This window comes from Pseudomonas sp. GOM6, from assembly GCF_029537485.1.
GTDB lineage: Bacteria > Pseudomonadota > Gammaproteobacteria > Pseudomonadales > Pseudomonadaceae > Aquipseudomonas.
Genome location: NZ_JARPUS010000004.1, coordinates 125,304 through 147,500 on the forward strand (window position 1 = coordinate 125,304; position 22,197 = coordinate 147,500).

A 22,197-nucleotide genomic window follows, 5' to 3' on the forward strand; every position below is an offset into this window, starting at 1 on the left:
TCGCGAGGCCGTCTGCGTGCATCATCAGCGCGGCTGATAGTGCTCGGTTAAACTGCCGGCCTGTTCACTGCTTCCGGTCATTAGCATGCCGCGTCCACCTCGCCCCTCCGCCACTCGCCGTCCCGCACCCCGCCGGGTGGCCAAGGCACCGCCGGCCGAGCCGCGGCTGATCATGCTCAACAAGCCCTTCGACGTGTTGACCCAGTTCAATGACGAGCAGGGCCGTGCCACCCTCAAGGACTTCGTGGATGTGCCCGGTGTGTATCCGGCCGGGCGCCTCGATCGCGACAGCGAGGGCCTGTTGCTGCTGACCAACGACGGGCGCCTGCAGGCGCGGATCGCCGATCCCAAGCACAAACTGGCCAAGACCTACTGGGTGCAGGTGGAGGGCGAGCCGAGCGAGGAACAGCTGCGCCAGCTGCGTGAGGGTGTTCAGCTCAACGATGGCCCGACCTTGCCGGCCGAGGCGCGCCAGCTGGCAGAGCCGCAACTGTGGGAGAGGAATCCGCCGGTGCGATTTCGCAAGAGCGTACCGACCGCCTGGCTGGAGCTGGTGATCCGCGAGGGGCGCAACCGCCAGGTGCGGCGTATGACCGCTGCCGTTGGCCTGCCGACGCTCAGGCTGGTGCGGGTACGCATCGGCCCCTGGAGTCTGGACGGGTTGCAACCGGGGCAGTGGCGCGAGCTGGAGCCGCAGCTGTAGTGAGGGGTTCGCCCTAGCCCGGATGAAATCCGGGGCAGGCCTCGCCGAGCGGGTGGGAAATCCCGGATTGCATCCGGGCTACGAGTCTGCAGGTCTGCAATCAGCCGTGAATACCGCGCGTCACTTCGATGATGTAGGTGATCAGCGGCTTGGCCAGGAAGGCGAACAGGCACAGGCCCAGGCCGAGGAACAGGATGGCGGTGCCGAGGCGGCCGGCCTTGGACTTCTTCGCCAGGTCCCAGATGATGAAGAACATGAACAGCATCAGGCCGCCGACCAGGACGTACATCATCAGGCTTTCGAACTGTTCGGTTTCCATGGTGGGGACCTCTGCGTCACTAGCGGACAACGGGGCGGCGATTATACGCAACCCGGCCCGCCAGGCGGCACACGCCGGTCGGCCCTGCGGCGATCAGCCGCGCAGGTGCTCCAGCGGCAGCTCGGTGCTGGATAGCACCTGGTTGAGCACGAAGCTGGAGCGCACGCTGGTCACGCCCTCGATGCGGGTCAGTTGGCCAAGGAGGAATTTCTGGTAGTGGTCCATGTCCGGCACCACCACCTTGAGCTGGTAGTCGGCGTCCATCCCGGTCACCAGGCTGCATTCCAGCACCTCCGGGCACTGGCGGATCACCTCCTGGAAGTGCTCGAAGCGCTCCGGGGTGTGGCGGTCCATGCCGATCAGGACGAAGGCGGTCAGGCTTAGGCCGAGCTTCTTGCTGTCGAGCAGGGCCACCTGGCGGGCGATGTAGCCGTCGTCCTCCAACTGCTTGACCCGCCGCGAGCAGGGCGAGGGCGACAGGCCGATGCGCTCGGCCAGTTCCTGGTTGGAGATGCGTGCGTCGCGCTGCAGCTCGGCGAGAATGCGCAGGTCATAGCGGTCAAGCTTGTTCATGGAAGTGTCTTTTTCTTGATTGATTGCGCTGTTGACTTTATCAGGGGTGAAAAATTGCGCAAGTAAGGCTTCTGTGAGCAATATTCGCAATCCTGTGCCTGCGCTGCGCCGTTAAGCTTTCCCTCAGTTTCAAGGCCCGGACGTTGATGTCCACCCGCCACACCCAATCAGGTGTCGCGGCGCCGGCGGTCCTACCGGATCGTGCAGGCACCCGGGTCCGCACTGCCCAACCAGGCGGGCGAGGAAAGAAGCGGCGACACGATTGCACGCGACGGACATGAAAAAGGGGAGGCCTGGAGCCTCCCCTTTTTCTTGCCTGCGATTTAGACCAGGCCGCTGAGCTTGAGCAACCACCAGATCAGGATGACCAACTGCACCAGCCAGCCGGCGAAGCGCAGCCAGACGAACAGCGGGTTGGTGCTGATCAGGTGCATCAGCGACTGGAACACGCGCGCGCCCAGCAGGGTGCAGGCCAGCGGGTCGGTCACCGTGGTGAGTCCCGCCTGCATCGCATAAAGCAGCACGGCGGCCTGCATCGGCAGGTTCTCAAGGCAATTGGCATGGGCGCGTACCAGACGCTGGCCAAAGGCGCCCGGGGTGTTGCTGCCATCGGGGGCGAAGGCGTTGACCTTCATGCGTCCGCTGAGCACCAGCAGGCCGCGCTGGTTGAGCAGCAGCAGAGCGAGCAACAGGGTCCAGGCGACCAGCCCGAGCAGGGCAACGGCGGAGGGGGAGAGGGACATGGCGGCTCCTTGTGGTTGTTGTTGTTGTGAGGGCGAAGCGACGCCAGCTTAGAGTTTTTAGAGTAAATACTCTAGTCCGGTTTCGGAGCCGCCAAACCGACTTCGGGGGCGCCGGCCCGGTTGCGCCATTGTCCGGGCGAGCTGCCGTTCCAGCGCACGAAAGCCCGCGAGAAACTGGCCGCGTCGGCATAGCCCAGGCGCTGCGCGATGCCGCCGAGATCCAGGCGCGAGTCGCGCAACAGGCGTTCGGCCAGACGCCGCTTGATCTGCTCGTTGAGCTGCTGAAAGGCATGCCCCTCGGCGGCCAGGCGCCGATGCAGGGTGCGCTCGGAGAGGCCCAGGCGCTCGGCCACGGTGCGGCTGGCGAGCAGGCTGGCCGAGTCGCGGATCAGCACCTGCTGCACCAGGCGCGCGTTGGGCGGCGTGACCAGATCGTGGGAGATCTCCGTGCACAGGCGCTCGCACAGCTGTTCGCCTTCGAGCTGGGCGCTGATATGTGCCTGCGGCAGGTCGAGCTGTAACTCGGCGTTGCTGAACAGGATGCCGTCGCGCGTCGCGCCGAAGCGTACCGGGTAGGGGAAGTCGCGCTGCAGTGCAGCCAGGTCAGTCGGCGCCTCGGCGGTCATCTCTACCGCCAGGGGCGTGGCCGGACGCTGCAGCAACTCGGTCGTCACGCTCAGGCAGCCGGCCAGCCCGCGTTCGATGACGAAACGGCGCGCGTCCTGCGGTAGCACGCTGGCATCGAACAGCAGCCAGGTGCCGCGGCGTTCCGTCTCGATGCGCGCCGGGCACAGGGTCAGGGCCAGCAGCTGGTAGCGGCGGAAGGCGGCGAAGGCTTCGTCCAAGGTGCGGCTGGCCAGCATGGTGAAGCCGAGCAGGCCCAGCGAGGTCAGGTGGTAATGCCGTCCGGCGACGAAGCCCAGGCCGGGCCGGCCGGCATGTTCCAGCAGGTTGCGGATCACCGCCAGTTCCTGCCAGGCCTCGATCTGTGCATTGGCCTGCTGCAGCGCCTCTGCGGCGATGGCGCTGCCGATCAGGCAGGCAGAGGCATCCACGCCCTCGCTACGGGCGACGTCGAGCAGGTAGCGCACGCCGGTCAGCGGGCGGCTCTGGCGCCAGTTCATCGAATAGGCATCCTTTGGCAGTCATTATCAATTTGTGGCAGTCATTATCATAGATTGGCTGCACGTCCGTGTCGCATGCTGGGGCCACTCACAACAATGAGAACACCGCCATGAGTGAATTCATCTACGCCCTGCCCAGCCATAACCGTGCCGCCAGCTACAGCCACATGCGAGTCACCCCGACCACCGGCGCCATCGGCGCGGATGTCGAGGATCTCGACCTGACCCGCCTGAGCGAGGAAGGCTTCGCCGAGCTGCGCCAGTCTCTGCTGGCGCACAAGGTGATCTTCATCCGCGAGCAGAACCTGAGCCCCGCCGACCTGGAGCGGGTCACCCAGCAGCTTGGCGAGTTCGGCCGCGAACCCTATGTGCAGACCATGGCCGAGCACCCGCATGTGGTGCACGTGGTCAAGGAAGCCGACGAAAAAGCCCCCTTCGTCTTCGGCGGTGCCTGGCATACCGACTGGACCTTCCAGGAGCGGCCGCCGGCCTTCACCCTGCTCTACGGCCATGACATCCCGCCTTACGGTGGCGACACCTGCTACGCCAACCTGGCCCTGGCCTACGAGTGGCTGTCGCCGGGAATGAAGGCGCTGCTGGAAAATCTCAACGCGGTGCACAGCCCGGAAATGGCCTATGGGGTCAACGCCAATCACAATGCGCTGCTGGAAAACATGGCGATCAACTACGGCAAGGACACCGCCGAAGACACCCGCGCGCATCCCCTGGTGATCCGTCATCCGGAAACCGGGCAGAAGGTGCTGTTCGTCAATCCGGCCTACACCGTGGGTATCGAGGGGCTGCGTTCGGAAGAAGCCAGACCGCTGCTCGACTATCTGTTCAAGCTGGCTACCGCCCCAGCCTTCACCTGCCGCATGCGCTGGCGTCAGGGCACCCTGGCGATCTGGGACAACCGCAGCACCTGGCACCTGCCGATTTCCGACTACCACGGCATGCGCCGCGAAATGTTCCGCACCACCGTGGTTGGCGAGGTGCCGAGCCGATGAGCCTGCACACGCCTATCTGCGATACGCGCCTGCTGGCTGCCGCCAATGCCCTGGCCTTGGCGCGCGGTCAGCGCCAGCCCGAGCCACGGGTCAGCGAGACTTTCGCCCTGGCAAGTCTGGACGAGGCCTATGCAGTGCAGGCTGCCAGCATTCAGCAGGCCCTGGCGCAGGGGCGCTACCTGAGTGGCGCCAAGGCCGGGCTGACCTCGGCCGCGCTGCGCGCGGCGCTCAAGGTCGAGGAGCCGCTGTACGGCTGGCTGCTCGCCGATACCGCTTGCCAGTCGGGCGCGAGCATCGCCTGGGAGCGTCTGCTGCAGCCCAAGGTGGAGGTCGAACTGGCGCTGCTGCTGGCCCGCGATCTGCCGAGCGGTGAGATCAGCCTGGAGCAGTTGCTGGCCTGTGTGGACGGCGTGGTACCGGCGCTGGAGATCAACGACTCGGCCATTTCCGGCTGGCAGCTGACATTGCTCGACGCAGTGGCGGACAACCTCTCCTCCGGGCTCTATGTGCTGGGCGAGCAGGTAGTGCCATTGGCGCAACTGGAGGGGCAGGCGCTGATCGGCACGCTGCTGTGCAATGGCCAGCCGCTGCGCGCGGACGTGAACATCGTGCTGGACGATGTGCTGGCCACCGCCTTGTGGCTGGCGCGCAAGATGGCTGCCTTGGGGCAGCCGCTGCGTGCTGGCGACGTGCTGCTGACCGGAACGCAGGCACCGATTGCCGACGTGGCCCGTGGCGACCGCCTGAGCTTCAGTGTCGGTGGGCTGGGCGAGGTGACATGCGTCTTCGCCTGAGGCCCGCAATGTGATCGTGGTGCCCTGCGCCTTCGACGCCATCCTTGACGACTGGCTGGCCAGCCTCGGCCTGACCCGGCCAGCCAGCGCCCGGCGCGGAGCTGCGGCGCTGACACTGGAACAATGGGAGGCGCAGGTGCAGGCGGCCATCGCCCTGGCACCCGGGCCCGCGCGCGGGCTGGAGATCGGCCGCCATGTACGCCTGCAACATGCCGGGCCGCTCGGCTACCTGCTGGTCAACACCCGTACCCTGGGCGAGTTTCTCGACACCTACCTGTTGCTGGAACGCTGGTTCTACGGTCGCCAGTGGGCGCAGCTAAGCCGAGTGGATGAGCGGGTAGTCATCGCCTGGGACCAGCGCTTCGGGCGCCCCGACCGTGTGCTGGAGCAGCTGCATGCGATGGCGCTGCTCAGTGTGTTGCGCAGCGTCTGCCCGGGCGCCGGCCAACCGCTGCACATCGACCTGATGGGTGCCGCCGAAGGCGAGGAGCAAGCCTGCCGGGAAGCCTTCGGCTGCACGCTGCGCTTTGCCCAGCCGGCGCTGCGCCTGAGCTTCGCCGCCGAGGCCCTGCAGGCTCCCATCGATCTCAGCGCGGCCATGCTCAGCCCGGCTTGGGACAGCCGCCAGCGCACCCTGCGCGAAACGCTGCCGAACGCGACCGAGCTGGTGCGTGCGGTGCGCGAGGCGATACTGCAGACCTTGCCCACGGGCGCCTCCATCGATGCGGTGGCGGCGCGTCTGCATCTGTCGCGGCGCACCCTGCAGCGCCGTCTGGACGAGTCCGGCTGCGCCTACCGGCAACTGCTCGATGCGGTCCGCCAGTGTCATGCGCGGCACTTGCTCGACGATCCGACACTGAGCCTCAAGGAAGTCGCCTTTCTCCTTGGCTACGCCGAGCAGAGCGCGTTCAACCATGCCTATCAGCGTTGGTATGGCACCGCGCCAGGTCAGCCCGTACGGCGAATTGGCACGGATTATCAAGACCGTTTCAGCGTCCCTGAATAGGCTTTCCTCACGTCGCAAACGTTCGAGGAAAGTCCGATGGAGATTCCACTCTTGACTGGGTTGGGGGCTGCTCTGGAGCAGCTCCAGGGCACTCTGGCGCCCAGTCAGTTGCTGATGCTGCTGGCCCTGCCACTGACCCTGAGCCTGGCCGCGCTGGAGTGGTGGCACTTTCGCCATGGCGACCAGTACAACCTCAAGGACAGTCTGGCCAGCACCCTGCTGGGTGGCGCCTATGTGCTGATCGCCGAGGGCTTCATGGTGCTCGCCGTGGTGGTGCCGGCCTTCGACTGGGTCTACGGCTTCCGCCTGACCACGATGCCGATCAACCTCTGGTCGCTGCTGCTGTTGTTCGTCCTGGTCGACTTCTGCTTCTACCTGTTCCATCTGGCGGCGCACCGCATACGTATCTTCTGGGCCGTGCACGAGGTGCACCATGCCTCGGAGTACTTCAACTTCACCGTGGCCTTCCGCCAGAGCCTGATGTACGCGGTCACCGGGGTGTATGCCTTCTTCCTGCCGGCCGTGCTGCTTGGCTACCCGCCGGAGTGGGTGCTGACCATGCTGGCGGCCAACATGACCCTGCAGATCTTCCCGCACACCCAGTGGGTCGGGCGGCTGCCGGCGGTGATCGAGTGGCTGTTCAACACGCCGTCCAACCACCGTGTGCATCACGGCCGCAACCCGCGCTATATCGACCGCAATATGGGCGGCGTGCTGATGCTCTGGGATCACCTGTTCGGCACCTATGCCGCCGAAGACCCCAGCGAGCCACCGGAGTACGGCGTGGTACGCCAGGTGCACAGCTACAACCTGCTGACCCTGACCTTCCGCGAGTTCGCCGCGATCTTCCGCGACGTGGCCCGCCCCGGCCCGTTGTCGCAGCGCCTGAAACACCTGTGGGGGCCGCCGGAGTGGCAGCGTCCTGTCGGGGATCTGGGCGTTGCACAGGAGGGCGACAAAGCATGTCGATCGAGCTAGTGCAGCGTCTGTTCGTCGCGGCTGAACAACTGGATGAGCACGCACTCGTCGCCTGCCTGCACGAGCGCTGTGTCTTTCACACCCAGCCTCTGCCCGAGTGGACGGCCGCCCGTGGTCTGTCGTCGGTGCGGCGGCACTTGCGAGTTCTGCTGTGGTGGGTGAGCGAGTTCAGGGTGCTGGGCATCAGCCGAATCATGCCTATCGGTGATGCACTGTATGTCGAGCGAGTGGAGCGCCTCCGGGTGCTCGGACGCACGGTTGAGCTTGAGGTGGCAGCGGTATTCCGCTTTCGCGACGGCCGCATTCTGCTCTGGCAAGACCGCGTTTCAGTGCGTGCTCTGCTGCGCCAGCTGTTCTGGCCTCGACGGGGCAGGCACGCCGCTGTACGTCAGTAAATTTACCCAAATCCCATAAACAGCCGGCCATGCCCGTGACTGGATAACGCTCGTCGAGCCTGGCGAGTTATCCAGCACGGCCGGTTTTTGCCCAAGAAAATTGCTGCCAAGGCAATCAACCCCCAGAGCCATCGACAATGAACAAGATCACCTGCCTGTTACTGGCATTATCCATGGGCGTCATGACGGCCCAGGCAATCGCGGCGGTTACTCCCGAAGAGGCTCAACGCCTGGGGAGCCAGCTCACCCCGATTGGTGCGGAAAGAGCCGGCAATGACGCCGGCACCATCCCCGCCTGGACCGGCGGGCTGCCGCGCGACGCCGGGGCGCTGAGCGAGGAGGGCTTCCTGCAAGACCCCTTCGCCGGTGAGTCGCCCCTGTTCACCATCACCCGCCAGAATCTGGAGCAATACAGGGCCCAGCTGTCCGCCGGGCAACTGGCCATGTTCAAGCGCTACCCGGATACCTATCGCATGCCGGTCTACCCTAGCCACCGCACCACGGCGCTGCCGGACGACATCTATGCGGCCATCAGGACCAGCGCCCTCAAAACCTCGTTGATCGAGGACGGTACGGGCCTGCAGGGTTTCACGGACAGCCGCTACTACGCCTTCCCGCTACCGAAAAACGGTCTGGAAGCGGTCTGGAACCATATCACCCGCTACCGCGGGCGCACTCTGCGGCGCAACATCGTGCAGGTGACGCCACAGGCTTCCGGCGACTACACGCTGATCCGCTTCGAGGACAGGATTGCCTTCCCCGACGGGCTGGATGACCTCAAGGCCAAGCAAGCCTCCAATGCCCTGTTTTTCTATACCCAGCGGGTGACCGCTCCGGCGCGTCTGGCGGGCAACGTGCTGCTGGTGCACGAGTCCATCGACCAGGTTGCCCTGCCGCGCATGGCCTGGCAGTACAACTCGGGGCAGCGCCGTGTGCGGCGTGCGCCGCAGATTGCCTATGACTCCCCGGGAACCGCGGCCGACGGCCTGGCGACCATCGACAACTTCGACATGTTCAACGGCGCTCCCGACCGCTACGACTGGAAACTGGTCGGCAAGCGCGAGCTGTACATCCCCTACAACAACTACAAGATCGACTCGCCGAGCCTGAAGTATCGCGACATCGTCAAGCCCGGTCACACCAATCAGGACCTAGCCCGCTATGAACTGCACCGGGTCTGGGAGGTCGAGGCGAACCTCAAGCCGGGCGAGCGCCATATCTATTCGAAGCGGCGCTTCTTCATCGACGAAGACTCCTGGCAGATTGCGCTCTCCGAGCAGTACGACGCCCGTGGCCAGCTGTGGCGTGTGGGCCAGGTCATGCACCTGCAGCACTACGCAGCGCAGGTGCCGATGTACGCCTTCGAGACCCTCAATGACCTGATCTCAGGCCGCTATCTGGCCATCGGCATGAAGAACGAGGAGAAGCACGGCATCGAGTTCGGGATCGAGGTGTCGGCCTCCGAGTTCACTCCGGCGGCACTCAGAAATCAGGGAATTCGCTAAAACCCAGCCGCAGCGACGGCCTTGCCAGCAGAGGGCAGGGCCGTGTGAACTGCCAGCCAGGGCGTCAGTGGTGTACCACTTCGCTGGGGTCGGCATGCACCAGCACTTCGGCGCGCGGGTAGGCCTTCTGGATCGCCAACTCGACCGCTTCGCAGCGCTGATGCGCCTCGCTGAGGCTAAGTGTGCCGGGTAGCTCCAGGTGCAGCTGAACGAACCAGCGGGTGCCGGAAACGCGGGTGCGCAGATCGTGCGCGCCGAGCACGCCGGGCACCGCGCAGGCCAGTTCGTGCATGCGCTCGTTAACGTCCGGTGGCAGGGCCTCGTCCATCAGCACCGCCACCGCTTCGCGCACGATGCTGATCGCGCTCCACAGGATGTAGACGGCGATCCCCAGGCCAAACAGCGGGTCCAGTCGGTGCCAGCCGAAGGCGGCCAGCACCAGGGCCAGCAGGATGCTGCTGTTGAGCAGCAGGTCCGAACGGTAATGCAGGGAGTCGGCGCGAATCGCCGTGGAGCCGGTCTCGCGGATGACGTGGTGCTGGAACAGCAGCAGGACGACGGTCATCGCCAGCGACAGCAGCATCACCGCGATACCGAGTGCCTGGGCGCCCAGTGGTTGCGGGTGTTGCAGGCGCTCGACAGCCTGTAGTGCCACCAGCACCGCGCTGGCGCCGACGAACAGGGCCTGGGCCAGGCCGGCCAGGGCCTCCGCCTTGCCGTGGCCGTAGCGGTGATCCTCGTCGGCCGGGCGCAGGGCGTAGTGCACGGCGATCAGGTTGAGCAGCGAGGCGGCGCCGTCCAGCAATGAATCGGTGAGGCCGGCCAGCAGGCTGACCGAACCACTCAACCACCAGGCCACGGCCTTGGCCAGGGCCAGCAGCAGGGCGGTGGCCAGCGCAGCCGAGGTGGCCAGGCGCATCAGGCGGGCATGCTTGGGTGAGGCGGTCATGGTAGTTCTGGCAAGGCGTAGATGTAGTCGAGCTTCGGCGCCGGACGACCCAGTGCCGTCAGCGCCGCGGTGATCTGGCCACGGTGATGGGTACCGTGGTTGACCAGGTGGCTGACGATATCCAGCAACGGCCGCTGGAACGGCTCGCCGGCCATGTTGCGGTAGCTGATCGGAGCCAGCAGTTCGACATCCGTGAGCCCGTCGAGCTGGTTGCGCCAGGCGGCGACGCCGACTTCCAGGTAGTCCTCGAACGCCGTGCGTTCGCTCACCGCCTCGGCATCCAGCTTGGCGAAGGGCTGCGGCTCATCGCGCACCCGCGCCAGCCAGATGCGGTCGACCACTGCCAGATGGTTGAGGGTGCCGTGGATGCTGTCGAAGAACAGCCCGCAAGGGGCGTGGTACTGCTCTTCGGTCAAAGGCTGCAGCTCGCCGAGCAAGCGGGCATAGGCCCAGCCGTGGTAGGCCAGCAGGCGTTGCAGGTGGGCGGCGAGCGGATGTGGCATCAGGCCTCCGTGCGAAGGCCGTAGGCGGCCAGCTGTTCGGCGCTGCCGCTATGCTGGATCAGACGCGGGTCGTCCAGCGGCAGGTCCTGGCCGAGTTCGCGATGCAGGATGGCCTTGAGGCGAGCGTGATCGATGCTGCCGTCGGCGCCGATGGCGTCCTGCAGCTTCTCGGGGGCCAGGCTGGCCTGCTGGCCGCCGGGCAGGTAGATGGCACCGGTGGCGAAGTCGATGCCGAAGGCGATCAGGCCGGGGATGACGAAAAACAGGATGCCGATGGCATCCATGCCGACCACGGCGATATCGACCTTGCCGTCGATCTGGCCACGGCGTTCTGGGTACAGAATGGTGCCGCAGGCCGTCAGCTGGGCAATCAGGGTTACAGCGAGAACACCACCGGTAACACGGGAAAACGTGCGCATATGCACCTCCAGGCAATGAGGGCGGCACTATAGCAAGCCGCTGTGGCCGTTGGATGCCGACGAACGGTGTCGGTTCACACTTATAATCGCCGGCCCATCTGGAGATTGCATGAACCGCCTGCCCATCGACGACGTATTGCCTGCCCTGCGCGCTGTCCTGGCCGAGCGGCACGAGGCTGTGCTGGAGGCGCCGCCCGGCGCCGGCAAGACCACCCGCGTGCCCCTGGCCCTGCTGGCTGAACCCTGGCTGGCCGGGCAATCCATCCTGATGCTGGAGCCGCGCCGGCTGGCCGCCCGCGCCGCCGCCGAGCGCCTGGCCAGCGAGCTGGGTGAGAAGGTCGGCGAGACGGTCGGCTACCGCATCCGCCTGGACAGCAAGGTCGGGCCGAATACCCGCATCGAGGTGGTCACTGAGGGCATCCTCGCCCGTCGCCTGCAGGACGACCCGGCGCTGGAGGGCGTCGGCCTGGTCATCTTCGATGAATTTCACGAGCGCAGCCTCGACGCCGATCTGGCCCTGGCGCTATGCCTCAACGGCCGCGAGCTGCTGCGCGACGAGCCGCCGCTCAAGGTGCTGCTGATGTCGGCGACCCTGGAGGGTGAGCGCTTGTCCGCGCTGCTCGACGCAGCCCCGGTGGTGTCCAGCGAAGGGCGCATGCATCCGGTGGCGATGCGCTGGGGCGCGCCCTGGCAGCCGGGTGAGCGCATCGAGCAGCGGGTCGTGCAGACCGTGCTGCAGGCGCTGGCCGATGAGCCAGGCAGCTTGCTGGTGTTCCTCCCCGGTCAGGCGGAGATCCGCCGTGTGCATGAGCAACTGCAGGAAAGTCTGGGCCATCGACCCGCCGTGCTGCTCTGCCCGCTGCACGGCGAGCTGGAGCTGAATGCCCAGCGCGCCGCCATCGAGCCGGCGCCGGCCGGCATGCGCAAGGTGGTGCTGGCCACCAACATCGCCGAAACCAGCCTGACCATCGACGGCGTGCGCGTGGTGGTGGACGCCGGCCTGGCGCGGGTGCCGCGCTTCGACCTGGCCAGCGGCATGACCCGCCTCGACACCCAGCGCATCTCCCGCGCCTCGGCCACCCAGCGCGCCGGCCGCGCCGGGCGTCTGGAACCTGGCGTGTGCTACCGGCTGTGGTCGCAGACCCAGCATGAGCAGCTGGCCGCCTATGACGCGGCGGAAATCCTAGCCGCCGACCTGGCCGGCCTGGCTCTGCAGCTGGCGCGCTGGGGCGTCGAGCCCGGCGAGCTGGCCTTTCTCGACGCGCCGCCGGCGGCGGCCTTCGCCCAGGGCCGCGACCTGCTGGCGCGCCTCGGTGCGCTGGACGAGCGCGGCATGCTGACGCCCCACGGCCAGGCCATGGCCGAGCTGCCGGCGCATCCGCGCATTGCCCATCTGCTGCTGCGCGGCCAGGCCCTGGGGCTCGGAGCGCTGGCGGCTGACCTGGCGGCGCTACTGGGCGAACGCGACATCCTGCGCGGCGGTGGTGCCGACCTGCACAGCCGCATGAGCCTGCTGGCCGGCGAGTCGCGCGCCACTGGCGGCTCGCGCGGTGGCGTGCAGCGCGCCCGGCAGCTGGCGCGGCAGTTCCGTTCCTATCTACGCGGCGCCCCCAGCGAGGCCGTGAGCGATCCCGAGCATCCGCGCTGGCTCGGCGCGCTGCTGGCCTTCGCCTATCCGGACCGGGTCGCCCGCCAGCGCAAGGCCGGCGGTGGCGACTACCGCCTGGCCAACGGTCGCGCCGCGCAATTCGGCGAGCCGGATGCGCTGATGAAGCACGAGTGGCTGGTGATCGCCGACCTCGGCAGCCGTCAGGGCCAGCGCGAGGAGCGCATCTACCTGGCCGCCGACCTCGATCCCGCCTTGTTCGACTCGGTGCTGGCTGAGCAGGTGAGCGTGCGCGAGGAACTGGAATGGGACGAACGCGAAGGTGTACTGCGTGCCGAGCGTCAGCGTCGGGTCGGCGAGCTGGTGCTCAGTCGCGAGGCCCTGAGCGGCCTGGATGAGGACGCCCGTGGTCGCGCCCTGCTCGGCCTGGTGCGGCGCAAGGGGCTGGAGCTGCTGCCCTGGACGCCGGAACTGCGCCAGTGGCAGGCGCGGGTGGCGTTGCTACGGCGTCTCGACCTGCAACAGAAGGGCGACAGCGAATGGCCGGATCTGAGCGACGCCGCTTTGTTGGCATCCCTGGAGGACTGGCTGCAGCCCTATCTGGGCAAGGTCAGCCGCCTCAGTCACTTCGCCAACCTTGATCTGCCGAGCATCCTGCAGGGCCTGCTGCCCTGGCCGTTGCCGCAGCGTCTGGACGAGCTGGCGCCGAAACACCTGCAGGTGCCGTCCGGCTCGCGCATCTCGGTCGATTACTCGGAAACGCCGCCGGTGCTGGCGGTGCGCTTGCAGGAGCTGTTCGGCCTGGCCGCCACACCGCGCATCGCCGGCGGGCGCCAGGGCGTGCTGCTGCACCTGCTGTCACCGGCGCGGCGGCCGGTGCAGGTAACCCAGGATCTGGCCAGCTTCTGGGCCAACACCTATGCCGAGGTGAAGAAAGACCTCAAGGGGCGCTATCCCAAGCACTACTGGCCGGATGACCCGCTGGTGGCTGAGCCTACCGCGCGGGCCAAGCCCAGGAAATAAGGCCCTCGCGGACTCTGAGCAAGAAGTGCGTTGAGGTTCGGAGCGTGGAGAGGTGTAGCGGATCGGCAAGGCTGTGGTGGTGCGGCCCGCCCGAACCTAAGGACACCGTGGGAGCGGCTTTAGCCGCGACGCTTTGCGCTGACTTCATCGCGACTGAAGTCGCTCCCACAAAAGTCGGCCTTGTCCCGTCTACAACATGCGAGCTGACATGCATTTGCCAGCTCGCAAGTTGCCTCTTTCCCTGAATCCGCGATAGACCGGAAATGTCGGGCCCCCGCCGGCACGGAGCCGGCAGCTGACGCGGCTTACGCGTTGCTCTGCTCGGTCATCAGCCAGGCGCCCTGGCCATCCAGCTCCAGACGGTGGCTGTGGAAGCCGGCCAGGGTGGTGCGGTGGCCGACGCTGACCAGCATGCTGTCGCGCATCTCGTTGCGCAGAAGCGAATACAGCGCGTGCTCCAGCCCCTCGTCCATGGCCGAGGTCGACTCGTCGAGGAAGACGATGCGCGGCCGGTTGAACAACACCCGGGCGAAAGCCAGGCGCTGCTGCTCGCCAATGGAGAGAATGCGCGACCAGTCACTGCTGATATCCAGGCGGTCGGCCAGGTGGGCCAGGTTGACCTGGCGCAGGGCCTGCTGCAGACGCTCGTCGTCGCCCGGCGCGCTGGTGCCGGGGTAGGCGATGGCGGTGCGCAGGTCGCCCAGCGGCAGGTACGGGCGTTGCGAGAGGAACAGCGCTTCAGTGCCGCCTGGGCCCCTCACTTCGCCTTCGGCGTAGGGCCACAGACCGGCCAGGGCACGCAACAGAGTGGTCTTGCCACTGCCGGACGGGCCCTTGATCAGCAACGCCTGGCCTGGCTGCAGATTCAGGTTGAGGTCCTTCAGCAGCAGGTGGCCGTCCGGGCGCTGCACCTGCATGCCGATAATGTCCAGGGTCTGGGACTGGCTGATGCGCGCCACGCGCGGCAGGTCGCGCGACTGCTGGTTGGCGTCGAGGAAGCCGGTCAAGCGGTCCAGCGTGGCGCGGTACTGGGCGAAGGTGTCGTAGGAGGAGCGGAAGAACGACAGCGAATCCTGTACCTGGCCGAAGGCCTGGGAGGTCTGCATCACGTCGCCCAGTTTGATCGCGCCACTGAAGAAGCGCGGCGCCTGCAGGATGAAGGGGAACACCACCGCCACCTGGCTGACGGCCAGGTTGAAACCGTCGAACTTCAGGCTGCGATAGACCAGCGCCCAGACGTTGCCGATCAGCGCCGAGAAGCGTCCCAGCAGGGTGCCGCGCTCAATCGCTGAGCCCTGGTAGAAGGCCACGTTCTCGGCATATTCGCGCAGGCGCATCAGGGCGTAGCGGAAGTTGGCGGTGAGTTTTTCGTTGAGGAAGTTCAGGCGGATCAGCGGTCGGCCGAGGCGGAAGGCGATCCAGGTGGCGATGATCACGTAGAGGTACACGGCGAACACCATGGCCCGCGGGATTTCCACGCCGGCCACGGTCAGCGGCGCCGACAGGCCCCAGAGGATGGCGGTGAAGGCGACCAGCGAGACCAGCGCACTGACGGCGCCGAGGGCCAGGCTCACCGAGTAGCTGACGAAGGCGTTCACATCCAGCTCGATACGCTGGTCCGGGTTGTCCACCGGGGTGTCGAGGAACTGGCCGCGGTAGTAGGCGTCGCCGTCCATCCAGTCGGCGGTCAGGCGCTCGGTCAGCCAGATGCGCCAGCGGATGCTGAAGGCCTGGGTCACGTAGTAGTTGAACAGGGCGCGCAGCACATGGATGGTCGCCAGCACGGCAAACACGCCGAGGAGGAACCAGAACGCCGTCTGGTTCAGGTCCTGCAGGGCGCTGTAGAAGCCGTTGTACCAGAACGAGAAGAGCACGTTCATGCGTACCGAAAACAGTGCCAGCACCAGCAGCAGGGCGAATACCAGCAGTGGTTTCCAGCTGCTCCGTGGACTCAGGTAGGGCCCGGCGATCTGCCAGAACTGGCGACCCCAACGGGTGAAGCGGATGGCCAGGGCGGCGGCTGCGGTGAAGGAGATGAAGGTGATGAGGGTGGCGACAGCGAGCCAGCTCAGGCTTTCTTGTAGTGCCTGACTCCAATCCATTTCCATAGAGACTTCCGGGGAGTGCGTGCGGGAATGACTTGCCCTGAGAATCGTCTGTTTACGTGCTGGCAAGTGTGTCTGGCGCGGGCGTTGCGCCGGTTGGGGATAGTAGCACTGCGGCCGCGCTGGCAGCTTTGTCTACGCCAGCAGCGATAAGTTCGCGGCAGACACGGGATGGCTGCCAATCAGTCCAGGTGCAAGTCTTCTCCGGCTGCCTGCAGTTCGTCGTAGGCGCGATCCAGATCGTCCAGCAGGCGCTGGCTGCCCGGCGCGTGGCGCGAGGCGATCAGGCGCAGTTGCATGGCTTGCAGCACGGTGTAGGGCAGGGGAGAGAGGCCCAGGGATTTGCGGGTCTGCTCCACTGGAGCCTGATAGTCGAGCAGGAAGTCGCCGCGCTTGCGCAGGAGCATCTCCAGGGCCGAAGCATGGGTGCTGGTGCGGTGGGTGAGGATGCCCAGGTTCGGGTCAGCGAACATATCGTTGACCTGCTTCCAGTAGCTGTAACCGCTGATCAGGATGACATCCCTGCCGCGTAGCCCTTCTGGAATGCGTGGTGCCGGCGTGTCCTGGCGGCGGTACAGCACCAGGTTGAAGTCACCCAGGCTGTTGCGCGCTTCATAGGTGTGCCCGGCCAGTTCGATCTTGCCGCCGGCACCGGGCCAGAGCTGCACGCTGCCATTCTGCAGGGCCATGTACAGGCGCGCTCCCGGCAGTGAGCGGTATTCGCCACGGTAACCGGCGTGGCGCAGCAGGCGTTCGGTCAGGGTCAGGATCGAGCCCTGCGGCTGGCCGTTGTCGTCTGTCCAGGAATAGGGCGGGAACTCGTAGTAGCCAACGTTAATGGTTTGGCTGTCGGTGGCGGGTTGCGCCCAGCAGGTGATGGAATACAGGCAGGCCAGTAGTGCAGTCAGAAGGGAGCTGCGCATCGTCTATTTCGCGGCTCTTGGCCGTCTTGTTGTGAGTTCGACTGTGAGCATGGCGGCGCGCCCTGACTTTGTCCAGCCGAGCGGGCGACCGGTTGGTCGAGCGGTGGCGATGCCGCCGCCGGGTGTTTCTGGTAGCTGTGGTGGCGAGTGGCTGAGACTATGCTGCAAGAGGTATTTGGCGCACACAGCGGCAGAAAACGGGAGCGTTCATGTATCGCAAGGTCTTCGCCAACAAGGTATTCGAGCGCAAGGTGGTCGTCGTGACGGGCGGCTGCGCCGGTATCGGCCGGGCGCTGGTGATGCGCTTCGCCCAGGCCGGTGCGCGGCTGGCCATTCTCGATGTGCAGGAAGCGGCGCTGGAAAGCCTGGTACAGCACCTGGGCGATCACCTGGGCTGCGAGGCTATCGGCCTGGTCTGCGATGTCGCCGATGCGCAGGCCGTGCAGCAGGCGATGGGACTGATCGAGGAGCGTTTCGGTGGCATCGACCTGCTGCTCAACAATGCCGGCATCACCCATCGCAGCACCTTTGCCGAGACCGAACTGGCGGTGTTCCAGCGCATCATGGCGGTCAACTACTTCGGTGCAGTGCACTGCACCAAGGCGGCGCTGGCGGGGCTGATCGCACGGCGCGGCCAGGTCATTGTGCTCAGCTCGCTGTCCGGCTTCGCGCCATTGCTCTATCGCAGCGCCTACAACGCCAGCAAGCATGCCTTGCACGGGCTGTTCGAGACGCTGCGTGCCGAGCTCAAGGGGTCTGGGGTGAACGTGATGCTGGTGTGCCCCGGCTTTACTGCCACTGATCTGCGCAAGAACGCACTGGTTGGCGATGGCTCGGTAAGCCAGCAACCGCCTCTGGCCATCGGCAAGGTAGCCTCGGCTCAGGATGTGGCCGAGGCGATCTACCAGGCAGCGCTGCGCCGGCGGCGCCTGCTGGTGCTGTCCAACATCAACTGGCGTGCCCGGTTGCTGGCGCGCTTCTTCCCGCGCCTGTTCGAGCGCGTGCTGCTGCCGCGGCTGTCCGGGCTCAAGCCCGGTTCGACCGGGCGCTGAGTCATGTTGCGCTGGCTCCTGTTGCTGCTGTGCAGCGCCGGTGCCTGGGCGCAGGAGCCGGGGCAGCCGCTGCGTGTCGTCACCGACTATTGGCCGCCGTTTCGCATGGCCGGTGCTGATGGTCAGTTGGAAGGATTGGATATCGACCTGTTGCGCGAGCTGGAGAAACGTACCGGGCTGCGCTTCGAGATACGTCTGCAACCCTGGGCCAGGGCGCTCGAGGACATGCGCAGCGGTCAGGCCGACTTGATGACGGGGCTGGCCCGTACCCCGGAGCGTGAGCAGTACATCGATTATCTGGAGCCGTCCTACTATGGCTGCGCGCCGCGTTTCTACGGGGCACCCCAGCGCGCGGAGAGCCTGGTCAGCTATCAGCAGCTGCAGGGCTTGCGCATTGGTTACGTGTTGCAGTCGGTCTACTTCGAGCCGTTCGATTCCGATACCAGCCTGCTCAAGGTCGGCGTAAAGAACGAGGATCAACTGCTGAAGATGCTGTTGCGCGGGCGCGTCGAGTTGCTGATCGGCACCGACTGCCAGGTGGACTACCAGCTTCGCGATGCCCAGCTGGCGCAGCGCCTGGTCAAGCTTGCCTATCAGCCGCCGGCCAGCACGTCGCTGTACCTGGGGCTATCGCGTGCAGCCGGGCACAGCGATGAGCGTGACCTGCTGATCGATACCTTGCAGCAGCTGCTGCGCGAAGGCTGGCTACAACACGCGGCCGAGGCTTACCACTGAGCCGGTGCCAGGTCAGGCCATGTCCCAGTACGCGGCTTCGATCTTGTGCCCGTCGAGGTCACGCACGAAACAGCCGTAATAGGGCTCGCCGTAGTGCGGGCGTGGGCCGGGTGGTCCATCTGGGGTGGCACCGGCCGCCACAGCAGCCTCGAAGAAGGCATGCACCTCGTCCTTGCTGTTTGCGACGAACCCGAAGTGCGTGCCGTTGCTGACAGTGGCCGGCTGGCCATCAATCGGTGTCTGTACCCAGAACTCCGGGTACTCGCGGCCCCAGGCGACGGCGCCAGCGTGCTCGAGGATGCGCTTGCAGCCCAGTGTGGCCAGGACGCGGTCATAGAAGGCCACGGCCTGGTCGAACTGATTGGTGCCGATGGAGACGTGGGAGAGGATGCTGGGGTTGGGCTCGGACATGAGGACTCTTCCCTGATGGACGCGTAAGCGCCCAAGCCTAGCAGCTGCTTCGCGTTTTTCTTGTCCCGCGAGTCAGCTGCTGTGGCTGTCCTCGGTCGGCCGCTGGCTGCAGAGCATGAAGCAGCGGAACAGCACCACGGTGGAGAACAGCTGCAGGAAGCCGTTGACGATATCCAGCACCAGGCTGCTGATGGCGTCCGGCTGCTCGCCCAGCAGCTGCAGGGTCCAGTCGTCCAGTAGCCACAACGGCACGATGACCAGCAGCACGCAGGCCAGCAGCGACCAGAAGTGACCGATGCTGAGCAGCACGCTTTCACGCATCGCCTGCAGCGGTGCCAGCCCGCGCAGCACCAGCAGGTATTCGGCGAAGGCCAGCTTGACCATCAGGTACAGGGCCAGCGGCAGGAACAGCGCGCCGCCGAGCATGATCAGCAGGGTGGTCAGTCCGGCCAGCACGGCAAAGACCGGCCACAGCTGCAGGGAACCGGCCAGCAGGTCGCGTACGGCCGGGCGCTGGCCCTGGCTGCGAGCGTCGAGATAGAGAATCAGCGCGGCGCTGTATAGCGGGTAGAACAGCAGGCCGACCAGCAGTTCGTAGGCGGGAGATTGGCTGCTGTCGGTGAGGCTGGCGACGATGGCACGCGCCAGGCATTCGGCGGCGATCAGCGGCAGACACAGCGTGGCGATGAACGGCAGGTTGCGGCTGAAGAAGTGGGCGGAGTCGCGCAGGACGCTAAGCGGATTCATCGGCAGATTTCACCAAAGGACTACTGCCATTCACTTTAGCCGATGGCCGTGGGCGAGGACATGACCATGAGCATGCCGCATAATCGCCGCTCATTTCGCCTATGGTCCTGCTGTGAAGAAGATCGCCCTGTTCGCCGATGTGCAGAACCTCTACTACACCGTGCGCCAGGCCCATGGTTGTCACTTCCATTACGCCGAGCTGTGGCGCCAGGTGGCGGCGCTGGGCGAGATCGTCGAGGCGCGTGCCTATGCCATCGACCGTGGCGACGCCAAGCAGCGCCAGTTCCAGCAGATTCTGCGCAACCTCGGTTTCGAGGTGATGCTCAAACCCTATATCCAGCGCAGCGACGGCTCGGCCAAGGGCGACTGGGACGTGGGCATCACCCTGGACGTGATGGAGGCTGCCGAACGGGTGGATGAGGTGGTGCTGGCCTCCGGCGATGGCGACTTCGACCTGCTGCTCGAGCGCATCCGCGCTCGCCATGGGGTGAGCAGCTGTGTGTATGGCGTGGCCGGGCTCACCGCCAATTCCCTGATTCGCGCCGCCGACCGCTTCGTGCCGGTCGAAGGCGCCTTGTTGTTGAAGAACTGAGGTAACCGATGTCCGAACCCATTGCCGTGATCGACTTCGAGACCACCGGCATGTCGCCGAGCCAGGGCGCGCGGCCGACCGAGATCGGTGTGGCGCTGATTGCCGAGGGGCGCATCGTCGGTCGCTACCAGAGCCTGATGAATGCCGGCGCCTGGGTGCCGCCCTTTATCGAGCAGCTCACCGGCATCAGCAACGCCATGGTGCGTAGCGCGCCGCCGGTGGCGGAGGTGATGGCCGAGGCGGCCGAGTTCATCGGTGGCGCGCCCTTGCTGGCGCACAACGCGGCGTTCGATGCCAAGTTCTGGGATGCCGAGCTGGATCTGCTTGGCCGTCGTCGCCAGCGCGACTTCGCCTGTTCCCTGCTGCTCTCGCGGCGCCTGCTGCCGGAGGCGCCCAGCCACAAGCTGGGCAATCTCAACAGCTGGGTGGGCCTGCCCAGCACCGGCCAGGCTCACCGCGCCCTGGCCGATGCCGAGATGGCGGCCAACCTGACCCTGCACCTGCAGGATCTGCTGCGCGAGCGGCATGCCATCGATGCCGACCACGCCTACCTGTGTGGCCTGCAGAAACTTTCGGCGGCCAAGGTGCGCGCGTTGTTGAAGGCGAGCGCGTAGGTTGGGTCGGGCCGCGTAGGTTGAGCGCAGCGAGGCCCAATATTTCGCACCGTTGGGCTTCGGCGCAGCGCGCCTCAACCCAACCTAAGTGCACCACTCAGCCCGCCAGTTCCAGCTTGCTGTAGTCGATGCGGTTCTCCTTCGGTGAGCCCTCGATGGCCATTACTTCGCGGCGCTTGTAGCGCAGGATGTAGGCGAAGCAGCCGAGGTACAGGGCGATCACCAGCGCGCCGACCCACTCGATCTGCAGGAACTCCAGCTTGAACAGCAGGGTGAGTGCGCTGAGCGCGACCAGGTTGCCGAGGATGTAGGTCGTGCGCCCATAGCGGGCGACGCTGAGACCGAGGTTGTCGGTGTACAGGCGGATCAGCGAGTCCAGCGAGTTGACCACCATGCTCACGCCGACCACCACCATTGCCAGGTTGAGCATGCCGCCGATGTTCAGCGCGTGCTGGTGGTAGAAGTACAGCACGCTGAACCACACGCCGATGGCCAGCGACGGGAATACCAGCATGGCGCCGAGCAGCTGCCAGGTGCGCAGGCCGCCGGCGAAGCGTGCGGTGAACTGGCCGATCATGATGCTCCAGGAGAACCACCAGTATAGGTAGAAGGCGTGGTAGTCGTTGATCGGCAGCAGGAAGCTGTCCAGGTGGTTGAAGTAGTCGCCGATCAGTCCGGCGGTGGCGAAGAAGTCGTCGACGCTGCCCTGCTCGCCGAGGAAGGCGGCGCCCCACATGTAGGCGATCAGGCCGATAAACAGCCAACTGGTACCGAGGCTGAGCAGGCGCACGTAGCGCAGCTGGGTGCTGGAGTACACGGCGATGGCGATGGACAGCAGCACGATCAGGTAGAAACTCGGCTGCAGCTGCTCACCGTCGCCCAGTTGCGGCAGGTACCAGGGCAGGTTCTTCAGCAGCAGGAAGGCGGTGAAGGCACAGGTGCCGATGATCACCAGGTTGTTCACCAGCTTGACCAGCGGCAGCTCGAAGAAGCGTACGCGCGGCTCGATCACGCAGAAGTAGAAGCAGGTGAGGAAGTAGAAACCCCAGATGAGGAAGCCCCAGAAGCCGAACTCGATGGCCAGCGGGTTGGCGAAGGCATACTCGGGGCTGGCCGGGTCGCTGTAGCCGGCGAACTCGGTGAGGGGGAACATGATCAGGCCGACGTCCAGGCCCGAGGTGAAGAGAATTGCGATGAAGGTGAAGGTTTTCACCGGGGTCACGCCGATGCAGCGCAGGTTGCCCCATTTCAGTAGCACCGCGGCAATCGCGGCGAAGGTGAACAGCATTCCGATCGATAACCAGAGAGTCATGCCGCCCTCCTGGTTGCTGCAACGGGTTCTTTGATCAATAGCATGGGGTGCTCCTCCTG

At 65.9% G+C, this 22,197-nt stretch carries 24 protein-coding genes; 12 read left to right on the forward strand and 12 right to left on the reverse strand.

Annotation, left to right across the window (positions count from 1 at the left end):
• The first annotated feature begins 136 nt into the window (after nt 1–136).
• Complete coding sequence (locus tag P7A97_RS06460) at nt 137–703, forward strand: pseudouridine synthase (protein WP_277689243.1); 567 nt, start codon at nt 137–139, stop codon at nt 701–703.
• Nucleotides 704–803: 100 nt separating this feature from the next.
• Here P7A97_RS06460 and P7A97_RS06465 read toward each other — a convergent pair whose 3' ends face one another.
• The 4 genes from P7A97_RS06465 to P7A97_RS06480 all read right to left on the reverse strand — a co-directional run bounded on the left by P7A97_RS06465 (nt 804) and on the right by P7A97_RS06480 (nt 3,462).
• Nucleotides 804–1,022: a DUF2788 domain-containing protein gene (locus tag P7A97_RS06465; RefSeq protein ID WP_277689096.1), complete on the reverse strand. Its 219-nt coding sequence runs from the start codon at nt 1,020–1,022 to the stop codon at nt 804–806.
• A 93-nt stretch (nt 1,023–1,115) separates the two neighbouring features.
• A complete protein-coding gene (locus tag P7A97_RS06470) occupies nt 1,116–1,595 on the reverse strand; it encodes an Lrp/AsnC family transcriptional regulator (protein ID WP_277689097.1) in 480 nt (159 codons plus the stop codon).
• A gap of 323 nt (nt 1,596–1,918) precedes the next feature.
• The gene (locus tag P7A97_RS06475) at nt 1,919–2,338 is read right to left on the reverse strand and encodes an MAPEG family protein (RefSeq protein ID WP_277689098.1); all 420 of its coding nucleotides are present in this window, start codon (nt 2,336–2,338) and stop codon (nt 1,919–1,921) included.
• Between the two features lie 71 nt (nt 2,339–2,409).
• Nucleotides 2,410–3,462, reverse strand: coding sequence for an AraC family transcriptional regulator (locus P7A97_RS06480; RefSeq protein ID WP_277689099.1), 1,053 nt, complete (start codon nt 3,460–3,462; stop codon nt 2,410–2,412).
• Between the two features lie 110 nt (nt 3,463–3,572).
• On the opposite strand from P7A97_RS06480, the gene P7A97_RS06485 reads away from it, so the two are divergent.
• The 6 genes from P7A97_RS06485 (at nt 3,573) to P7A97_RS06510 (ending at nt 9,147) form a co-directional block, all read left to right on the forward strand.
• Entirely contained in the window at nt 3,573–4,469 is an 897-nt protein-coding gene (locus P7A97_RS06485) for a TauD/TfdA family dioxygenase (RefSeq protein ID WP_277689100.1), read from the forward strand.
• Entirely contained in the window at nt 4,466–5,263 is a 798-nt protein-coding gene (locus P7A97_RS06490; protein ID WP_277689101.1) for a fumarylacetoacetate hydrolase family protein, read from the forward strand. Before P7A97_RS06485 ends, P7A97_RS06490 begins: the two co-directional genes overlap by 4 nt.
• Before the next feature lie 10 nt (nt 5,264–5,273).
• Nucleotides 5,274–6,269 carry an AraC family transcriptional regulator gene (locus tag P7A97_RS06495; RefSeq protein WP_277689102.1) on the forward strand — a complete coding sequence of 332 codons (996 nt, stop codon included), beginning with the start codon at nt 5,274–5,276 and terminating at the stop codon, nt 6,267–6,269.
• 36 nt (nt 6,270–6,305) lie between these two features.
• Nucleotides 6,306–7,247, forward strand: coding sequence for a sterol desaturase family protein (locus P7A97_RS06500; RefSeq protein ID WP_277689103.1), 942 nt, complete (start codon nt 6,306–6,308; stop codon nt 7,245–7,247).
• On the forward strand, nt 7,232–7,642 hold the full coding sequence (locus P7A97_RS06505; RefSeq protein ID WP_277689104.1) for a limonene-1,2-epoxide hydrolase family protein: 411 nt from the start codon (nt 7,232–7,234) through the stop codon (nt 7,640–7,642). Before P7A97_RS06500 ends, P7A97_RS06505 begins: the two co-directional genes overlap by 16 nt.
• A 137-nt stretch (nt 7,643–7,779) precedes the next feature.
• Nucleotides 7,780–9,147, forward strand: a complete 1,368-nt coding sequence (locus P7A97_RS06510) for a DUF1329 domain-containing protein (protein ID WP_277689105.1) — start codon at nt 7,780–7,782, stop codon at nt 9,145–9,147.
• Between the two features lie 64 nt (nt 9,148–9,211).
• Here P7A97_RS06510 and P7A97_RS06515 read toward each other — a convergent pair whose 3' ends face one another.
• The 3 genes from P7A97_RS06515 to P7A97_RS06525 are packed head-to-tail and all read right to left on the reverse strand — an operon-like array spanning nt 9,212 to nt 11,018.
• Nucleotides 9,212–10,096 (reverse strand): cation diffusion facilitator family transporter, encoded by an 885-nt coding sequence (locus tag P7A97_RS06515; protein WP_277689106.1) that lies wholly within the window; start codon nt 10,094–10,096, stop codon nt 9,212–9,214.
• Entirely contained in the window at nt 10,093–10,599 is a 507-nt protein-coding gene (locus tag P7A97_RS06520) for a DinB family protein (RefSeq protein WP_277689107.1), read from the reverse strand. The genes P7A97_RS06515 and P7A97_RS06520 overlap by 4 nt, the downstream gene beginning before the upstream one ends.
• Nucleotides 10,599–11,018 (reverse strand): polyribonucleotide nucleotidyltransferase, encoded by a 420-nt coding sequence (locus P7A97_RS06525; RefSeq protein WP_277689108.1) that lies wholly within the window; start codon nt 11,016–11,018, stop codon nt 10,599–10,601. Before P7A97_RS06525 ends, P7A97_RS06520 begins: the two co-directional genes overlap by 1 nt.
• Nucleotides 11,019–11,127: 109 nt before the next feature.
• On the opposite strand from P7A97_RS06525, the gene hrpB reads away from it, so the two are divergent.
• On the forward strand, nt 11,128–13,647 hold the full coding sequence (gene hrpB, locus P7A97_RS06530) for an ATP-dependent helicase HrpB (protein WP_277689109.1): 2,520 nt from the start codon (nt 11,128–11,130) through the stop codon (nt 13,645–13,647).
• Nucleotides 13,648–13,952: 305 nt separating this feature from the next.
• On the opposite strand, the gene P7A97_RS06535 is transcribed toward hrpB, so the two are convergent.
• The gene (locus P7A97_RS06535) at nt 13,953–15,755 is read right to left on the reverse strand and encodes an ABC transporter ATP-binding protein/permease (RefSeq protein WP_277689110.1); all 1,803 of its coding nucleotides are present in this window, start codon (nt 15,753–15,755) and stop codon (nt 13,953–13,955) included.
• A 179-nt stretch (nt 15,756–15,934) separates the two neighbouring features.
• On the reverse strand, nt 15,935–16,675 hold the full coding sequence (locus tag P7A97_RS06540; protein WP_277689111.1) for a transporter substrate-binding domain-containing protein: 741 nt from the start codon (nt 16,673–16,675) through the stop codon (nt 15,935–15,937).
• Between the two features lie 209 nt (nt 16,676–16,884).
• Here P7A97_RS06540 and P7A97_RS06545 point away from each other — a divergent pair, with 209 nt between their 5' ends.
• A complete protein-coding gene (locus tag P7A97_RS06545) occupies nt 16,885–17,727 on the forward strand; it encodes an SDR family oxidoreductase (protein WP_277689112.1) in 843 nt (280 codons plus the stop codon).
• Nucleotides 17,728–17,730: 3 nt separating this feature from the next.
• Nucleotides 17,731–18,462 carry a transporter substrate-binding domain-containing protein gene (locus P7A97_RS06550; RefSeq protein ID WP_277689113.1) on the forward strand — a complete coding sequence of 244 codons (732 nt, stop codon included), beginning with the start codon at nt 17,731–17,733 and terminating at the stop codon, nt 18,460–18,462.
• Nucleotides 18,463–18,474: 12 nt separating this feature from the next.
• Here P7A97_RS06550 and P7A97_RS06555 read toward each other — a convergent pair whose 3' ends face one another.
• Complete coding sequence (locus tag P7A97_RS06555) at nt 18,475–18,873, reverse strand: VOC family protein (RefSeq protein WP_277689114.1); 399 nt, start codon at nt 18,871–18,873, stop codon at nt 18,475–18,477.
• Between the two features lie 72 nt (nt 18,874–18,945).
• Nucleotides 18,946–19,620 (reverse strand): hypothetical protein, encoded by a 675-nt coding sequence (locus P7A97_RS06560; RefSeq protein WP_277689115.1) that lies wholly within the window; start codon nt 19,618–19,620, stop codon nt 18,946–18,948.
• A 112-nt stretch (nt 19,621–19,732) separates the two neighbouring features.
• On the opposite strand from P7A97_RS06560, the gene P7A97_RS06565 reads away from it, so the two are divergent.
• Entirely contained in the window at nt 19,733–20,212 is a 480-nt protein-coding gene (locus tag P7A97_RS06565; protein WP_277689116.1) for an NYN domain-containing protein, read from the forward strand.
• An 8-nt stretch (nt 20,213–20,220) separates the two neighbouring features.
• Entirely contained in the window at nt 20,221–20,826 is a 606-nt protein-coding gene (locus P7A97_RS06570) for a 3'-5' exonuclease (protein ID WP_277689117.1), read from the forward strand.
• Between the two features lie 97 nt (nt 20,827–20,923).
• Here the strand turns inward: P7A97_RS06570 and P7A97_RS06575 are convergent, their stop codons facing one another.
• Nucleotides 20,924–22,138: a BCCT family transporter gene (locus P7A97_RS06575; RefSeq protein WP_277689118.1), complete on the reverse strand. Its 1,215-nt coding sequence runs from the start codon at nt 22,136–22,138 to the stop codon at nt 20,924–20,926.
• Nucleotides 22,139–22,197: the final 59 nt, after the last annotated feature.